13 protein-coding genes are annotated in these 14,349 nt (G+C 66.2%); 6 read left to right on the top strand and 7 right to left on the bottom strand.

Translation table 11 applies throughout. The features are described 5' to 3' along the window. Nucleotides 1-43: 43 nt before the first annotated feature. The 5 genes from EN869_RS28035 to EN869_RS28015 all read right to left on the bottom strand — a co-directional run bounded on the left by EN869_RS28035 (nucleotide 44) and on the right by EN869_RS28015 (nucleotide 3,751). On the bottom strand, nucleotides 44-436 hold the full coding sequence (locus EN869_RS28035; RefSeq protein ID WP_127229404.1) for a nuclear transport factor 2 family protein: 393 nt from the start codon (nucleotides 434-436) through the stop codon (nucleotides 44-46). Between the two features lie 17 nt (nucleotides 437-453). After that, nucleotides 454-1,248: a MoaF C-terminal domain-containing protein gene (locus EN869_RS28030; protein ID WP_127229405.1), complete on the bottom strand. Its 795-nt coding sequence runs from the start codon at nucleotides 1,246-1,248 to the stop codon at nucleotides 454-456. Nucleotides 1,249-1,261: 13 nt separating this feature from the next. Further along, nucleotides 1,262-2,050 carry an SDR family oxidoreductase gene (locus tag EN869_RS28025; protein WP_127229406.1) on the bottom strand — a complete coding sequence of 263 codons (789 nt, stop codon included), beginning with the start codon at nucleotides 2,048-2,050 and terminating at the stop codon, nucleotides 1,262-1,264. A 183-nt stretch (nucleotides 2,051-2,233) separates the two neighbouring features. Further along, nucleotides 2,234-2,821 carry a YceI family protein gene (locus EN869_RS28020; RefSeq protein ID WP_167507094.1) on the bottom strand — a complete coding sequence of 196 codons (588 nt, stop codon included), beginning with the start codon at nucleotides 2,819-2,821 and terminating at the stop codon, nucleotides 2,234-2,236. 36 nt (nucleotides 2,822-2,857) lie between these two features. Then, nucleotides 2,858-3,751 carry a hypothetical protein gene (locus tag EN869_RS28015; RefSeq protein WP_127229407.1) on the bottom strand — a complete coding sequence of 298 codons (894 nt, stop codon included), beginning with the start codon at nucleotides 3,749-3,751 and terminating at the stop codon, nucleotides 2,858-2,860. Nucleotides 3,752-3,955: 204 nt separating this feature from the next. On the opposite strand from EN869_RS28015, the gene EN869_RS28010 reads away from it, so the two are divergent. Both EN869_RS28010 and EN869_RS28005 read left to right on the top strand, forming a co-directional pair. Continuing rightward, nucleotides 3,956-5,458: an aldehyde dehydrogenase family protein gene (locus EN869_RS28010; protein ID WP_127229408.1), complete on the top strand. Its 1,503-nt coding sequence runs from the start codon at nucleotides 3,956-3,958 to the stop codon at nucleotides 5,456-5,458. Between the two features lie 4 nt (nucleotides 5,459-5,462). Continuing rightward, nucleotides 5,463-7,052, top strand: a complete 1,590-nt coding sequence (locus tag EN869_RS28005; protein WP_127229409.1) for a GMC family oxidoreductase N-terminal domain-containing protein — start codon at nucleotides 5,463-5,465, stop codon at nucleotides 7,050-7,052. Nucleotides 7,053-7,056: 4 nt separating this feature from the next. Here the strand turns inward: EN869_RS28005 and EN869_RS28000 are convergent, their stop codons facing one another. Both EN869_RS28000 and EN869_RS27995 read right to left on the bottom strand, forming a co-directional pair. Further along, nucleotides 7,057-8,547 carry an aldehyde dehydrogenase gene (locus EN869_RS28000; protein ID WP_127229410.1) on the bottom strand — a complete coding sequence of 497 codons (1,491 nt, stop codon included), beginning with the start codon at nucleotides 8,545-8,547 and terminating at the stop codon, nucleotides 7,057-7,059. Nucleotides 8,548-8,617: 70 nt separating this feature from the next. Then, nucleotides 8,618-10,078 (bottom strand): APC family permease, encoded by a 1,461-nt coding sequence (locus EN869_RS27995; protein WP_167498729.1) that lies wholly within the window; start codon nucleotides 10,076-10,078, stop codon nucleotides 8,618-8,620. A 166-nt stretch (nucleotides 10,079-10,244) separates the two neighbouring features. Between EN869_RS27995 and EN869_RS27990 the strand changes: the two genes are divergently transcribed. The 4 genes from EN869_RS27990 to EN869_RS27975 are packed head-to-tail and all read left to right on the top strand — an operon-like array spanning nucleotide 10,245 to nucleotide 14,349. Beyond that, on the top strand, nucleotides 10,245-11,018 hold the full coding sequence (locus tag EN869_RS27990; RefSeq protein WP_127229412.1) for an IclR family transcriptional regulator: 774 nt from the start codon (nucleotides 10,245-10,247) through the stop codon (nucleotides 11,016-11,018). A gap of 26 nt (nucleotides 11,019-11,044) precedes the next feature. After that, nucleotides 11,045-12,304, top strand: coding sequence for a Tm-1-like ATP-binding domain-containing protein (locus EN869_RS27985; RefSeq protein ID WP_127229413.1), 1,260 nt, complete (start codon nucleotides 11,045-11,047; stop codon nucleotides 12,302-12,304). Next, nucleotides 12,301-12,966 carry an HAD-IA family hydrolase gene (locus tag EN869_RS27980; protein WP_127229414.1) on the top strand — a complete coding sequence of 222 codons (666 nt, stop codon included), beginning with the start codon at nucleotides 12,301-12,303 and terminating at the stop codon, nucleotides 12,964-12,966. The genes EN869_RS27985 and EN869_RS27980 overlap by 4 nt, the downstream gene beginning before the upstream one ends. Before the next feature lie 24 nt (nucleotides 12,967-12,990). Beyond that, a complete protein-coding gene (locus EN869_RS27975; RefSeq protein ID WP_127229415.1) occupies nucleotides 12,991-14,349 on the top strand; it encodes an aminotransferase class III-fold pyridoxal phosphate-dependent enzyme in 1,359 nt (452 codons plus the stop codon).

Genomic DNA, 14,349 nt, shown 5'->3' with positions numbered 1-14,349 from the left:
CAACCCTCCCAAGGCGAGGCCCGCATTCACTCACGCCGATGCCTCAGCCCATCGCGGCCGCGACCAGCCTGGTGTCGGTGAACTGCTCGAAACGCAAGGCCTTGCCGTCGCGCATCTCCCAGACATGGACGACGCGCGCCGTCATCGGCTTGCCGGTCTTCTTGTAGGTGCCCGAATAGGTGCCGATGCCGACGATCGTGCTGCCGCCGTCGACGAGTTTCTCGAGCGCGAAGGTGTAGCCGTCCCAGTCTTCGCCGATGCGCTTGAAGACCCCGGCGATGACGGCATCGGGGCCGATATAGGTGCCGGCATAGGGAAAGCCTGCCATCTCCGTCCATGCCGTGGTTTCGGTGACCGGCGCCATCATCGCCACCAGGTCCTTGGCGTCGGAGCCGGCGTAATGGGCCTTGATGGCGTCGTAGTTCTTGCTGCTCATGATGCTGATCCCAACGCTCAGACCGGTTCCTGGCCCGGGTCGTAGACGGCCCTGGATTTCTTCTCGATGAAGGCGCCGGCGGGCTTGTTCTCGACCTTGCCCTGGCTGGTCACGCCAAGGAATTTGCCGGTCGAGCGCATGGTGTCCCAGTTGTAGAAGAACAGCGAGGCGACCGGGATGATGAACTCGCGGAAGCCGAAGACATAGAAGTTCTCGGCGAATTTCCAGGTGGTCGCCAGATCGACGTCGCCATGGCCGCGCTGGACGCCGACGAGGTTCTGCCAGGCGTAGCGCTGCGAGCTCAGATAAATGTGTTCGTAAACATGGTTGGGGCTGTAGGTGTAATGCGCGGTGAGCCCGATCAGGTCGCGAGTCGGCGCCGGCTCGCGGCCGGTCGGCGGCACGGCGGGATCGCCCAGAACACCGGCGGAATAGACCTGCGCCACGCGCGGCTCGCCGGGCGCTTCACCTGGCTCGCGCACCCGCTCGCGCACCGACAGCACGCGCCGCGTCCTGGTGTCGACGATGAAGGCTTCGTCCTCGGCCGGCCTGGCGGCGAAGGTCATGTTGATGAAGTAGACGTCGGGCGCGACTTCCAGCGCCTCGTACCAGTCGGCGCCGGCCTCTGCGCCTTCGCTCCAGGCCACGGTGTCGGCGGCGGTGAAGGCGAGGTCGATAACGCGGCCGGTTTTCAGCGTGATCTTGAACGTCTGGCCGCGCAAGGCGTCGGTCGTCGGCAGCCGGTTGGTGGCGATGCCGGCGGCGAAGTCGTCAAAGTGCTTCCAGTCAACGGGTCTGTTCTGGTCGCTCATCGCCATCTCCAAATCAATCGACAAAAGCGAGCGTCGGCAGGTCGACCACGGTGGCGCCGCCATCGACCGTCAGGATCGAACCGTTCATCATCGCCGCCTCTTCCGAAGCGACGAAGCAGATGACGTTGGACACTTCCTCCGGCGTCGCCGGCCGGCCGAGCGGCACGTCCTTGGTGACAAGCCTGTAGGCTTCCTCGATCGAGCCTAGCCCATGCTTGTTGACGACGACCTGCATCTGCTCGTCGGCCATGGCGGTTGCCACCCATCCCGGGCAGATGATGTTGGTGCGCACGCCCTGGCGGCCATAGTCGCGCGCCAGCGATTTGCCGAAGCCGACGCAGGCATGCTTCATGGTGACATAGCCCGCCGCCGCCGGCCCGGCGAACAGGCCGGCGATCGAAGCGACGACGACGATGTTGCCCTTGCGGGCAATGAGATCGGGCAGGCATTCGCGGGCGCAGACGAAAGCGGTGTCGAGATTGGTGCGCGTTGCCAGCGCCCAGGTCTCGTCGCTCATCGTCACCGTCGGGCCGACACCGTGGCCGCCGGCATTGGCGACAAGGATATCGACCGGGCCGATCTTGTTGTGCACCTCGGCAAGGGCGGCGCGCACCGCCCTGGCATCGGCGGCATCGCCCTGCACCACCAGCCCGCCGATGTCCTTGGTCACGGCCTCGAGCGGCTCGCGCCGCCGGCCCATCAGCACGACCCTGGCGCCGTCGGCGGCCATGCGCCGGGCGACAGCGGCGCCGATCCCGGTGCCTCCGCCGGTGATGAAGGCCGTCTTGCCGGAAAATCTCATGCTGCGGTCCTCAAGGGCACGTGGCCCAGATGCTGCCGATCGTTGACTTGGAGTGTGCGACGGGAGCCGCCTTCCGTCTTGTCCGAGCGGGAACTTTGTTTTGACTGAGCGCGCACTGCGCCGCCTCTTTTGCGATGCGCCGCGCGGCCTTTGCCGCGCGGCACGCGATCACCTTGCGGCGGCCTATTTCTTGACGGCCTCGAGGTCGATGGCGATCTCGACCTCAGGCCCGAGGCCGAACCCGTCGGCGGCCTTGCCCATCGGGAAATCGGCGGTGCTGACCTTGCCGGTGGCGCTGAAGGCCGCCTTGGTCAGCGTCGCGTCCCACGGCGCCTGCGCCTCGTTGAGCAGCTTGACGTCGAGCGTGATCTCCTTGCTGACGCCGCTGATGGTGAGATTGCCGGTGACCTTGCCGGTCTTGTCGTCGACCTTCTCGACCTTGGTGCTTTCGAAGCTGATCGTCGGGAATTCGGCGGCGTTGAAGAAATCAGGACCTTTCAGGTCGCTGTCGCGCTGGTCGAAAGCGGTATGGATCGAACCGACATCGAGCTCCGCCTTGACGCTGCTTTTGCTGACATCCGCCTTGTCGATGACGATCGCGCCCTTGACAGCGTCGAACTGGCCATGGGCGATGCCGTAGATGCCATGCTTGATGGTGAAGGTGACCCAGGCGTGCTGGCCGTCGATCTCGTAATTGTCGGCATGCGCCGCCGCGGCCAGCATGGACGCGCCGGCGAAAGCGAGCGCTGCGATCAGTTTTCTCGTCCTCACATGATTCTCCCTGTCGTTGGTTGTCTTGGACCCGGCTCAAAAGCCGAGGGCGGCCCCATGCGGCGCCCAAACGATCGCCGTCACGATGGCCAGAATCGCCGGAGCGGCGATCAGGATGCCGGCAACCAGCGGCCGCAGAGGCCGCGCGCCGGGAAGCAGGCCTAGCAGCCGGCCGCGCACAAGCACGGCAACGATCGGCGGCAAGGATGACAGGACGAGAGCGGCGGGATTGGCATTGGGCGCGAGCAGCGCCACCTGGATCAGCACCGTGGCGCCGGCGTAGAGCAGCAGGAACTCGACGCCCTTGCGCCATGAATCGGCCGCGCCGCCGCGCAGCGTCACGACATACTGCACCAGGCACCAGCCGCCGATCAGCGCGGCGAGAGAGCCGAGCAATTGCCCGGTGACGATCGAGGCGCCGAGCACCGAGACGATGGCGCTGGCAAGCGACAAAGCGAGCACCGCCGCCGGTGCGAGGAACGGCTCTTCCACTGACGGCGATAGCGAGGCTTGCTGCGCGGTGAGCATCGCGGCGCCGATCAGCGCCAGCAGCCCGACGGCAAGTGCCGCGATCATCTGCAGGTCGAGCGAGCCGCTAGCCAGCCGCCGCCAACCGAGCCACAGGAAGGCTGCTGCAAGGGCGATAACGGCAAGGGAGCTTGTCCCGCGTCCGAACAGCCGCTCCGGCAGCAGGCCCATGACGATGCCGGCGAAGGCGAGATAGATCAGCTTCTGACTGGCGGCGACCGGCGGCATGACCGGAGGTCCGAGCGTATCCCAGTAGAAGAACAGCAGCAGCGCTGCCCAGACCAGCGTCAGCACCGGCGACGTCGCCGGCAGGGCAAAGCGCGCGAACAGGGCAAGCACTATGCCGAGCAGCAGCGGCAGTGCGGCCGTGGTGACCATCGGATTGCCGAGAACCGCGCTCAATCGCCACCATCCTCCAAGACCGTTGAGACGTGCCGTCGTGGCCGATCCCATTCCGCGATCTTGATTGGCCTTGAGCGAGCCGTCTTGTCCGAGCGGGAACTTTGTTTTGACTGAAAGCGCACTCGCGGCCGCGCCGGCTTGAAGGGCGTCGGTGCGGTCCATAACGCTGTCGAAGATGTTCATCGACTTTTCGAGGAGGATGGCGTGAACGAGAGAACCGTGCCGCCGATCAGTGCGGCCGCCGCCGCATTCCTGTCTCGCCGACATCGGCCCTTCATCGGCGGCCGGTTTGTCGACGGCCTTGCGGGCGATGGTCTTGCCGTCGACGATTCCGCTTCCGGCGAGATCGTCGCACTTGTGCCGGAGAGCGGCCTCGAACTCGTCGACCAGGCCGTGCGCGCGGCACGCGCCGCGCTCGAAGGGCCATGGGCGTCGATGCGGCCGGTCGACCGCCAGAACCTGATGCTGAAGCTCGCCGACGCGATCGAGGCCGATGCCGACCTTCTGGCCGAGATCGAGAGCATCGAGAACGGCAAGTCGCTCGACGTCGCCCGCATGCTCAGCGCCGGCGGTGCGGTCGACTGGCTGCGCTATTATGCTGGCTGGGCGACCAAGATCGAAGGCTCGACCTTCCAGGTCTCCATTCCGGTGCCGCCCGGCGCCAAGCATCACGCGATGACGGTGATGGAACCGGTCGGTGTCGTCGGCGCCATCGTGCCGTGGAATTTCCCGCTGCTGATCGGCATGTGGAAGATCGCGCCGGCGCTCGCCTGCGGCTGCACGGTCGTGCTGAAGCCGCCACAGGAGACGCCACTCGGTCTGCTCAGGCTCGCCGAGCTGATCGAGGCTGTCGGCTTCCCGCCCGGCGTCGTCAACATCGTCACCGGTAGCGGGTCCGTCACCGGCGAGGCGCTGATCCGCCATCCCGGCATCGACAAACTGACCTTCACCGGCTCGACCGAAGTGGGAAAACGGATCGGCCACGCCGCGGTCGACCGGGTGGCGCGCTTCACGCTGGAGCTCGGCTCCAAATCGCCGATGATCCTGCTTTCCGACATGGAGGACGGCGTCGAGCCGCTGCTCGCCGGGCTCGGCATGTTCTTCAACCAGGGCCAGGTCTGCACCTCGGCGGCGCGGCTCTTGATCGAGAAGCCGATCTACGACCGCACGCTGGCGCGGCTCGCCGAAATCGCCGACGGCATGACCATGGGCGCCGGCCGCGACGCTGAGGCGCAGATCAATCCGTTGGTTTCGGCCAAGCACCGCAGCAGCGTGCAAGGTTTCGTCGAGCGCAGCCTGGCTGCCGGCGTCGAACGCGTCAGCGGCGCGCGGCCGGTGCCGACGAAAGGTTACTATGTGGCGCCGACCATCTTGCACCATGTCAAGCCGGAGATGGAGATCGTGCGCGAGGAGGTATTCGGCCCGGTCGTGGCGGCGATGCCTGTCGCCGATCTCGACGAGGCGATCCGCATCGCCAACGACACGCGCTACGGCTTGTCGGCCTCGATCTGGACCCGCGACATGGGCAAGGCAATGACGGCGATCCATGGCCTCAAGGCCGGTACGGTGTGGGTGAACTCGCACAACACGCTGGATCCGGCAGCGCCCTTCGGCGGCTTCAAGCAATCCGGCATCGGCCGCGAGCATGGCCGCGCGGCGATCGAGGGCTACCTCGAAACCAAGACCGCCATCATGCGCTACGCCTAATCCGATGACGGACACGTACGATTACATCGTCGCCGGCGCGGGCTCAGCAGGCTGCACGCTAGCGAGCCGACTGGTCCAGGCCGGCAAGCGTGTGCTCGTCGTCGAGGCTGGCCCCGCCGACAACACGCGATTCATCGACATGCCGGCCACCTTTGCCAAAGTGATCGGCACGGCGCGCAGCTGGATCTACCAGTCGGAACCGGAGCCGAGCGTCGGCGGCCGCTCACTGCGGATCCCGCAGGGCCGGACGCTGGGTGGCGGCTCTTCGATCAACGCCATGCTCTACATAAGGGGCCAGCCGGAAGATTATGACGGCTGGCGTGATCTCGGCTGCCCGGGCTGGGGCTGGGACGATGTGCTGCCGGTCTACAAACGGCTGGAACGCAACGAGCGCCTCGCCGGCGAGCGGCACGGCATCGATGGCCCGCTGCCGGTCTCCGATCCGCGCTACCGGCATCCGCTGTCGCTCGCCTATGTGCGCGCGGCGCAGCAGGCCGGCTACCGCTTCAATGACGACTTCAACGGCGAGCGGCAGGAAGGCGTCGGCTTCTATCAGACCACGACTGCAAACGGTGAGCGTCAGTCGGCGGCCAAAGTGTTCCTGCGGCCGCTCGCCGGCAATGCCAACCTCAAGGTGGTCACCGATGCGCTGGTGACGGCGCTGACGCTGGAGAATGGCGCCGCGACCGGCCTGACCTACACGACGCTGGACGGACAGAGCCATACCGCCTCGGCGAAGGCGGAAGTGATCCTCGCGGCCGGCGCGCTCGCCACGCCGAAGCTGATGATGCTGTCCGGGCTCGGTCCTGCCGCGCATCTGGTGGAGGTGGGAATTCCCGTCATCCGCGACATGCCGGCGGTTGGCCGGGATCTGCAGGATCATGTCGCCGCCCCGCTTTACGCGCTGACCCGCAAGCCGATCTCGCTCCTCGGCGAGGATCGCGGCTTCAAGGCGCTGCGCCACGGCATCGAATATCTCCTGTTCCGGCGCGGCCTGCTCGCCTCCAACGTGGTCGAGAGCGGCGGCTTCTTCGACACCGACGGCGATGGCCGGCCCGATATTCAATTCCATGTGCTGCCGGTGATGATCGAAAACGCCGAGCACGGCTCGGTCGAACGCCACGGCATGGAACTGAACCCGTGCGTGCTGCGGCCGAAGTCGCGTGGCTCGGTGCGGCTGCGCTCGCAAAAGCCAAGCGATCCGATCCGCTTCACCACCGGCTTCCTGTCGCATGCCGACGACCTTGCCCTGCTGCTTGCCGGCATGAAGGTCGCCCGCGCCATCCTGCGCCAGCCGGCGCTGCGCGAGGTCGTCGCCGAGGAGCTTGCGCCCGGCAAGGCCAACGACCTCGGCGACGAGCAAATAGTCGATCACATCGTCCGGCACGCCAAGACCGTCTATCACCCCTGCGGCACCTGCCGAATGGGAACGGACGACGATGCGGTGGTCGATCCGCAGCTTCGCGTGCGCGGTGTGCCGCGCCTGCGTATCGCCGACGCCTCGATCATGCCGCGCCTCACCAGCGGCAACACCAACGCGCCGGCGATCATGATCGGCGACCGCTGCGCCGATTTCGTCCTTGGCACTCCCTGACGCGTCAGCCGAGACTGATCCACGCCGTCTTGAGGTCGGTGTACTTCTCGATGGCGTGAAGCGACTTGTCGCGCCCGAAGCCGGACTGCTTGAAGCCGCCGAGCGGCACGGTGATGTCGGCGCCGCCATAGGTGTTGACATGGACGACGCCGGCATTGATGGCGCGCACCATGCGATGCGCGGTCGACAGGTTCGAGGTCCACACCGCCGACGCAAGACCATAGACGGTGGCATTGGCGAGGCGTACCGCTTCCTCCTCGGTATCGAAACGCATGACGCCAAGCACCGGGCCGAATACTTCCTCGCGGGCGAGCTGCATTGTCTCGGTCACGTTCTCGAAGATCGTCGGCGCCATGTAGCTGCCGCCGGTCTCGGTGAGGATGCGCTCGCCGCCGGTGACGAGACGGGCGCCCTCCTCCGAAGCCTTGGCGACAAAGCCGAGATTCTTGGTCAGTTGCTCGGCGCTCGACACCGCGCCGACATCTGAGCCGAGATCGAGCGGGTCGCCGACCTTCAATTTCGTGGTTGCCTTGAGCAGCTCGTCCATGAAGCGGTCATAGACCGAGGCCTGGACCAGCAGGCGCGAGCCGGCGACGCAGACCTGGCCGGAATTGCGGAAGATGCCGTTGGCCGACACCACGGCCGCCTGCCGCAAATCCGGCGCATCGGCAAAGACGATGTTGGGCGATTTGCCCCCAAGCTCGAGGAAGACGCGCTTGAGGTTCGAGCGGGCGGCATATTCGAGCAGGCGCCGGCCGACCGGACCGGAGCCGGTGAAGGCGATGGCGTCGACATCCATGTGCAGGCCGAGCGCCTCGCCGGCGACCGAGCCGCGCCCGGTGACGACGTTGAAGACGCCTTCCGGCAGTCCGGCCTCGGCGGCGAGCTCCGCCAGCCGCAGCAGGGTGAGCGAGGCGATCTCCGGCGGCTTGACGACGATGGAATTGCCGGCAGCCAAGGCCGGCGCGATCTTCCAGGCTCCGATCATCAGCGGGAAATTCCACGGCACGATGATGCCGACGACGCCGAGCGGCTCCTTGTGGATGAGGCCGAGCACGTTGTCGGCTGTCGGCGCGATCTCGCCATAGACCTTGTCGATCGCCTCGGCATAGTAGCGGATGGTGCCGGCGGCAGAGAGCGGCTCGGCCTTGTAGGCCATGCCGATCTCGGTGCCGTTGTCGCGCACCCCGAGCACGGCCAGCTCCAGCGCGTGCTTTTCGACCAGGTCGGCGAATTTCGTCAGCACCTTCTTCCGGAAGGCGGGTGCGGCGCGCGACCAGGAACCCTTCGCGAATGCCTTACGCGCCGAAGCGACGGCGCGGTCGACATCGGCGGCGCTGCCGTCGGCGATGCTGGCGAAAGCACGGCCGTCGATCGGCGAGATCACCTCTAGGCTGGCGCCGCTCTCGGCATCCGCATGGGCGCCATCGATGAACAGACGCCGCGCGCCGACCTCTGCCTTGCGCAATGCGTCGATGGTGTCCTGGTTGATCATTATCAGTTTTGCTCCAAACTCCACTAGTGAGGCGGCGCGGACGCCGCCCCCTTGTTTCATCAACCACCTGTCATCCATCGCTCAGCGGCTGGCCGAGCCGCTCGAAGGCGGCGGGGTCACGACCCCTCAGAGCTCCCGCCAACAACAGCCCTATGACGGCCGCGATCAGCACCAGCGCCGGCAGGAACACACCGAGGAAGCCGCCCGCTCCCGACAGGCTGCCGAAATTGATGACGATGAGGTAGATGATGATGGCGAAGGCGATGAAGGTCAGCGCCGGCAGGATCGTCGTCTTCAGCCCGTTTTCCTGATTGGATGGATTGGCGCGGAAGTACATCACGACCGCGAGCGAGGCCACCGCCATCATGACGATGACGCCGAGCGTTGCGACATTGGTGAGCCATGAAAACAACGCCAGCACCGGGTCGAGGCCGAGCACCGCGAACAGCCCGACGACGATAGCCGCGAGCACGGTCTGGATCACCGAGGCGACATGCGGGCTCTGATGCGCCGAATGCGTCACGCCGATCGACTGCGGCAAAAGCTTCTCGCGGCCGGCGACGTAGATGTAGCGGGCGACCGCGTTGTGGAAGGCCAGCACGCCGGCGAACAGGCTGGAGACGAACAGGATGCTCATGGCATGGGTGAGCAGCGTTCCGGCGTAGCGGTCGGAGAGACCGAACAGGAAGGTGGTCGGGTCCTGCAGAGCCTGCAGCGACGGCAACAGCTTGTCGACGCCGGCGCCGACCGCCATCAGCCAGGCGGTGATCATGTAGAACAGGCCGATCAGGATGACGGAGAAATAGGTGGCGCGCGGAATGGTGACCTTCGGGTCGCGCGCCTCCTCGGCATAGATCGTCGTCGCCTCGAAACCGATGAAGGCGGCGAAGCAGAACAGGATGGCGATGGCCGGCGCGCCGCTGGTGATCTGGCTCCAGCTGAAGGGCGCGACGGACAGACCGCTGTCGCCGCCGGTCTTGAGGATGGTGAGGTCGAGGATCAGCACGACGACGTATTCGGCAAGCACCAGCACCGTCAGGATCTTGGCCGACAGGTCGACCTGGCGGTAGCCGAGCACGGCGACGATGGCGATGGCGATGAAGCTCCACGCCCACCAGGGCAGGTTGATGCCCCAGCCGGCGAACAGGCCGGCGGTGGCCGCGCCCAGCAGGCCCATGACGCCGATCTGCATGGCATTGTAGGAGAGGATCGCGATCAGCGCGACGGCGCCGCCGGCGAGGCCGCCGAGGCCGCGCGCCGCATAGGCGTAGAAGGCGCCGGCATTGCCGATGTGGCGCGACATGGCGACATAACCAACCGCGAACAGGAGCAGCAGCAGCGTCACGATCAGATAGGTGCCGGCAAAGCCGGCGCCGTTGCCCATCAGCATGCCGAGCGGCGTGCCGCCGGCAACGGCCGTGAGCGGTGCGGCCGCCGAAATCACCATGAAGGTGATGGCACCGACTCCAAGGCTGTTCTTCCTCAGCCGGTTCACTTCGCCGGCTTCAAGTGTCGTCATTTGTCCCTCCATTCCGCGCTGCGGAAGCCAAGTGTCCCTGAGATGCCGAGGGCCTTCTGGCGAGCCCGGTGTGTATTTCATTATTTGCAACGGCATTTCGATATTAGACTTGCAAAGGAATCGACTTGCTGTCAAGTTAATTCGCACGTTAAGTATCTGGCGAAGGATCAGAGACGCGATGAGCACGGTGGCCAAAGCCATTTCGCTGCTGGAAATGCTGGGCGGCGGCGCGCCCGAGACGGCGCTTGCCGACCTTGCCAAGACCGCCGGCTTCGATAAGGCAACGACGCGCCGGCTGCTTGTCTCCCTGATGGCGCATGGGTTGGTGGAGCAGGACGAGACGACGCGTCTCTACCGGCTGGGCGCCGGCATCGCGCGGCTGGCGCTGATGCGCGAGGCGCAGTTTCCGTTCCTGCGCATGGCGGCGCCGGTGGTCGAGGCGCTGGCGGCGGAGACCGGCGAGACCGTGCATCTCTCGGAATATTCGAAGCGGGGCCTGATCACCGTTCAAGTCGTCGAATCGGCCAAGGCCAACCGTGTCAGCGTGCAGCTCGGCGATGTGCTGCCGATGCATGCGACGGCTTCCGGCATCGCATTCCTCGCCTTCACCGAAGAGCGCATCCGCGAAGGCATTCTCGGCGGGCCGCTGCCGGCATTCACGCCCCATACGATCGACAAGGTGGAGACACTCATCGAGCATGTCGCCGCAGCCCGCGCCCGCGGCCATTCGACCGGCTCGCAGGGCTATGAGGAAGGCGTGCTCAGCGTCGCCTCTGCAATCCTCGGCGCCGATGGTTTTGCCATCGGCACCATCGCCATCGCCGCGCCTCGGGTGCGCATCCACAAGGGTGACATCGAGCGCCATGGCGCGAGCGTCGCCGCGGCGGCGCGCGAGATCGGCGGGCGGCTGTTCGGGCGGCACAATCAGCCCGGCCGGAAGCGGGCATCATAACCAACAAGTGACTGCAGGAGATTGACGTGGAAGAGAACCGCCGAATCCTGGTTATCGGCACCGGCGACACCAAGGCCGACGAGCTGTTGTTCATGCGCGAGCGCATCGAAGCCGTCGGCGGTGTCGCCGTGAGGATGGACGTCAGCGTGCTTGGCGATCCACCCTACAGACCGGAGCATGACAAGCATGCCGTGGCCCGCGCGGCCGACACAACGATCGAGGCGATCATTGCCAGTGGCGACGAGAACACGGCAATGACCTTGATGGCGCTCGGCGCCTCGCGGCTCGCGCGCTCGCTCTATGACCGGGGCGAGATCGAGGGCTTCATCGCGCTGGGCGGCTCGATGGGCACCGACCTTGCGCTCGACGTGGCGCTGGCGCTGCCGCTCGGCGTGCCGAAATTCGTCGTCTCGACGATCGCCTATTCGCATCTCGTGCCGCCGGAGCGCATCGCCACCGACCTGATGATGATCCTGTGGGCCGGCGGCCTGTACGGGGTCAACAGCGCCTGCAAGGCCGTGCTGTCGCAGGCCAGTGGCGCCGTAGTCGGCGCCGCGCGGGCCGTCGTCAAACCCGACGTCTCGCGGCCGAAGGTCGGCATGAGCTCGCTGGGCAAAAGCTGCCTGCAATACATGGTGACTTTGAAGCCGGAGCTGGAAAGGCGCGGCTATGAGGTCATCGTCTTCCACACCACCGGCATGGGCGGACGGGCGCTGGAAGCGATCGCGGCGCAGAAGGGTTTTGTCGCGGTGCTCGACTTCAGCCTGCAGGAGCTCGCCAACCAACTCACCGGCTCGGTGGTGAATTCAGGCGCCGACCGGCTGGAGAATGCTGGGCGGCAAGGCATCCCGCAGATCGTCGCGCCCGGCGCGATCGACATGGTCGATTTCCCGACCTGGCAGGCCGTGCCGTCGCGCTTCACCGAGCGGCCCTATCACGCGCATAACCGGCTGCTTGCCTCGGTTACCTCCGACGGCGCGACACGCCAGGAGATCGCGCGCGCCATCGGCGAGAAGCTCAGCATGGCGACCGGCCCGACGGCCTTCATCCTGCCGGCCGGCGGTATCCAGCAATGGGACCAAGAAGGCGAACCGCTCCACGAACCCGAAGCGCTTGCGGCGTTTGTCGAAGAGATGCGGGCGCGTGTACCCGAAAACGCCGAGCTGCATGAGATCGCCGGCCACATCAACGATGCCGCCTTCAGCGCCAAGGCGCTGGAGATCTTCGACCGCTGGGTGGCGGAAGGCATCGTGCCGCCCGGCGTGACCGGCAGACGCGCGGCATGAGCAGGGCAAAACCACAGGCGCTGGTGCTCGACTTCGGCGGCGTCGTGACCCGCACGCTGTTCGAGACGCATGCGCTGACCGAGCAGACGCTAAGGCTAAAGCCTGGCACGCTCGACTGGCACGGCCCGTTCGATCCGGCGTCCGATGCACCGTGGCGCGCAATGCAGGCGGACGAGATCAGCGAGCGCGACTATTGGAAAACGCGCACCCGCGAGGTCGGCCGCCTGGTCGGCGAGGACTGGCAGGACATGTCGATCTTCGTGCAGCGGGCGCGTGGCGCCGATCCGCAGGCGGTGGTGCGACCGGAGGCCGAGCGCGCGATCCGCATCGCACATGAAGCCGGCGTCCGGCTGGCCATCCTGTCCAACGAGCTCGACCTTTTCTATGGCAAGTCGTTCCGCGAGCGCCTGCCGCTGCTTGCGCTGTTCGAGACGATCGTCGACGCGACCTATACCAAAATCCTCAAGCCCGACGGCCGAGCCTATGCGATGGTCGGCGAGGCGCTCGAGCTGCCGCTTTCGGCCTGCGTCTTCGTCGACGACCAGAAGCGCAATGTCGACGGCGCGATTGCCGCCGGCATGCCCACAGTTCATTTCGACGTCGCCCGACCGGCGCAAAGCTATGCCGAGGCGCTGGGTCAATTCGGCCTGACGCTCTCCTAATCGGAAAAACCGGAGTCCCTCCCGATGCGTGACATCAACTTCCTCACCGAAAACAACGCCAAGCCGATCTGGCATCCGATGGCGCATCCGGCCGAAATGCGGGCGAGCCCGCCGAAGATCATCATGAAGGGCGAAGGCGTGTCGGTGACCGATGCCGAGGGCCGCACCGTGCTCGACGCCGTCGGCGGCTTGTGGAACGTCAACCTCGGCTACAGCTGCGATCCGATCAAGCAGGCGATGGTAGCGCAGCTCGATGCGCTCCCCTATTATTCCGGTTTTCGCGGCACATCGACCGGACCGTCGATCGAGCTCGCCTATGAGCTCACCGAATGGTTCGCGCCGGAAGGCATGGTGCGTGCCTTCTTCACCTCGGGCGGTTCGGACTCGGTCGAGACGGCGCTGCGGCTCGCGCGGCAGTACTGGAAGATCCGCGGCCAGGGCGACCGCACGAAATTCCTGGCGCTGAAGAAGGGCTATCACGGCACGCATTTCGGCGGCGCGTCCGTCAACGGCAATGCCAACTTCCGCCGCAACTACGAGCCGCTGCTGCCCGGGGCCTTCCACACGCCGGCGCCCATTACCTATAGCAACCCGTTCGACGAGACCGATCCGGCGAAGCTCGCGAAACTTTGCGCCAGGGCGATCGAGGAAGAGATCGCCTTCCAGGGCGCCGACACCATCGCCGCCTTCATCATGGAGCCGGTGCTCGGCGCCGGCGGCGTCGTCGTCCCGCATGAGAGCTTCATGCCGATGGTGCGGGCGATCTGCGACCGCCACGACATATTGTTGATCGCCGATGAGGTGGTGACCGGCTTCGGCCGCACCGGCGCCTGGTCGGGCTCGCGGCTCTCCTCCACGAAGCCGGATTTCATGACCATCGCCAAGGCGATCACCTCGGGCTATTTCCCGCTCGGCGCGACATTGGTCAGCGCCAAGGTCGCCGATGTGTTCGAGGCCGACAAGACCAGCTTCGGCGCGATTGGTCATGGCTATACCTATTCCGGTCATCCGGTCGGCTGCGCGGCCGGGCTTGCGGCGCTCGCCGAGACGAAGCGGCTGGCGGTCAACGAGAATGCGGCGGCGCGCGGCGTCGAGCTCGGCAAGGCGTTGGAGGTGCTGAAGGCGAAGCACCAATTGGTCGGCGATGTCCGCTACCAGGGCCTGATGGCGGCGCTCGAGCTGGTCTCGGACCGTAGCGCCAAGAAGCCCGTCGACAAGAAGACGATGGCTGCCGTCGCGGATGGCGCCTATGGCGCGGGCGTCATGCTGCGCGTCTCCGGCAACAATATCATCCTGTCACCGCCGCTGATCATCACGGCGGCCGATGTGGCGAAGATTGCCGAGGGGTTGGATACGGGATTGGCGGCCGCTGCCGCGGCCTAG

The organism is Mesorhizobium sp. M2D.F.Ca.ET.226.01.1.1 (assembly GCF_004022705.2).
Classification (GTDB): Bacteria; Pseudomonadota; Alphaproteobacteria; order Rhizobiales; family Rhizobiaceae; genus Mesorhizobium.
Note: the sequence above shows the minus strand (reverse complement) of the source record. Positions and strands in the feature narration are given on the sequence as shown.

Coding starts and splice junctions, on each gene's coding strand:
- EN869_RS27990 (WP_127229412.1), top strand. CDS start 10,245: ATGAGCACGGTGGCCAAAGCCATTTCGCTGCTGGAAATGCTGGGCGGC.
- EN869_RS28000 (WP_127229410.1), bottom strand. CDS start 8,547: ATGATCAACCAGGACACCATCGACGCATTGCGCAAGGCAGAGGTCGGC.
- EN869_RS27995 (WP_167498729.1), bottom strand. CDS start 10,078: ATGGAGGGACAAATGACGACACTTGAAGCCGGCGAAGTGAACCGGCTG.
- EN869_RS28005 (WP_127229409.1), top strand. CDS start 5,463: ATGACGGACACGTACGATTACATCGTCGCCGGCGCGGGCTCAGCAGGC.
- EN869_RS27980 (WP_127229414.1), top strand. CDS start 12,301: ATGAGCAGGGCAAAACCACAGGCGCTGGTGCTCGACTTCGGCGGCGTC.
- EN869_RS27975 (WP_127229415.1), top strand. CDS start 12,991: ATGCGTGACATCAACTTCCTCACCGAAAACAACGCCAAGCCGATCTGG.
- EN869_RS28030 (WP_127229405.1), bottom strand. CDS start 1,248: ATGAGCGACCAGAACAGACCCGTTGACTGGAAGCACTTTGACGACTTC.
- EN869_RS28035 (WP_127229404.1), bottom strand. CDS start 436: ATGAGCAGCAAGAACTACGACGCCATCAAGGCCCATTACGCCGGCTCC.
- EN869_RS28025 (WP_127229406.1), bottom strand. CDS start 2,050: ATGAGATTTTCCGGCAAGACGGCCTTCATCACCGGCGGAGGCACCGGG.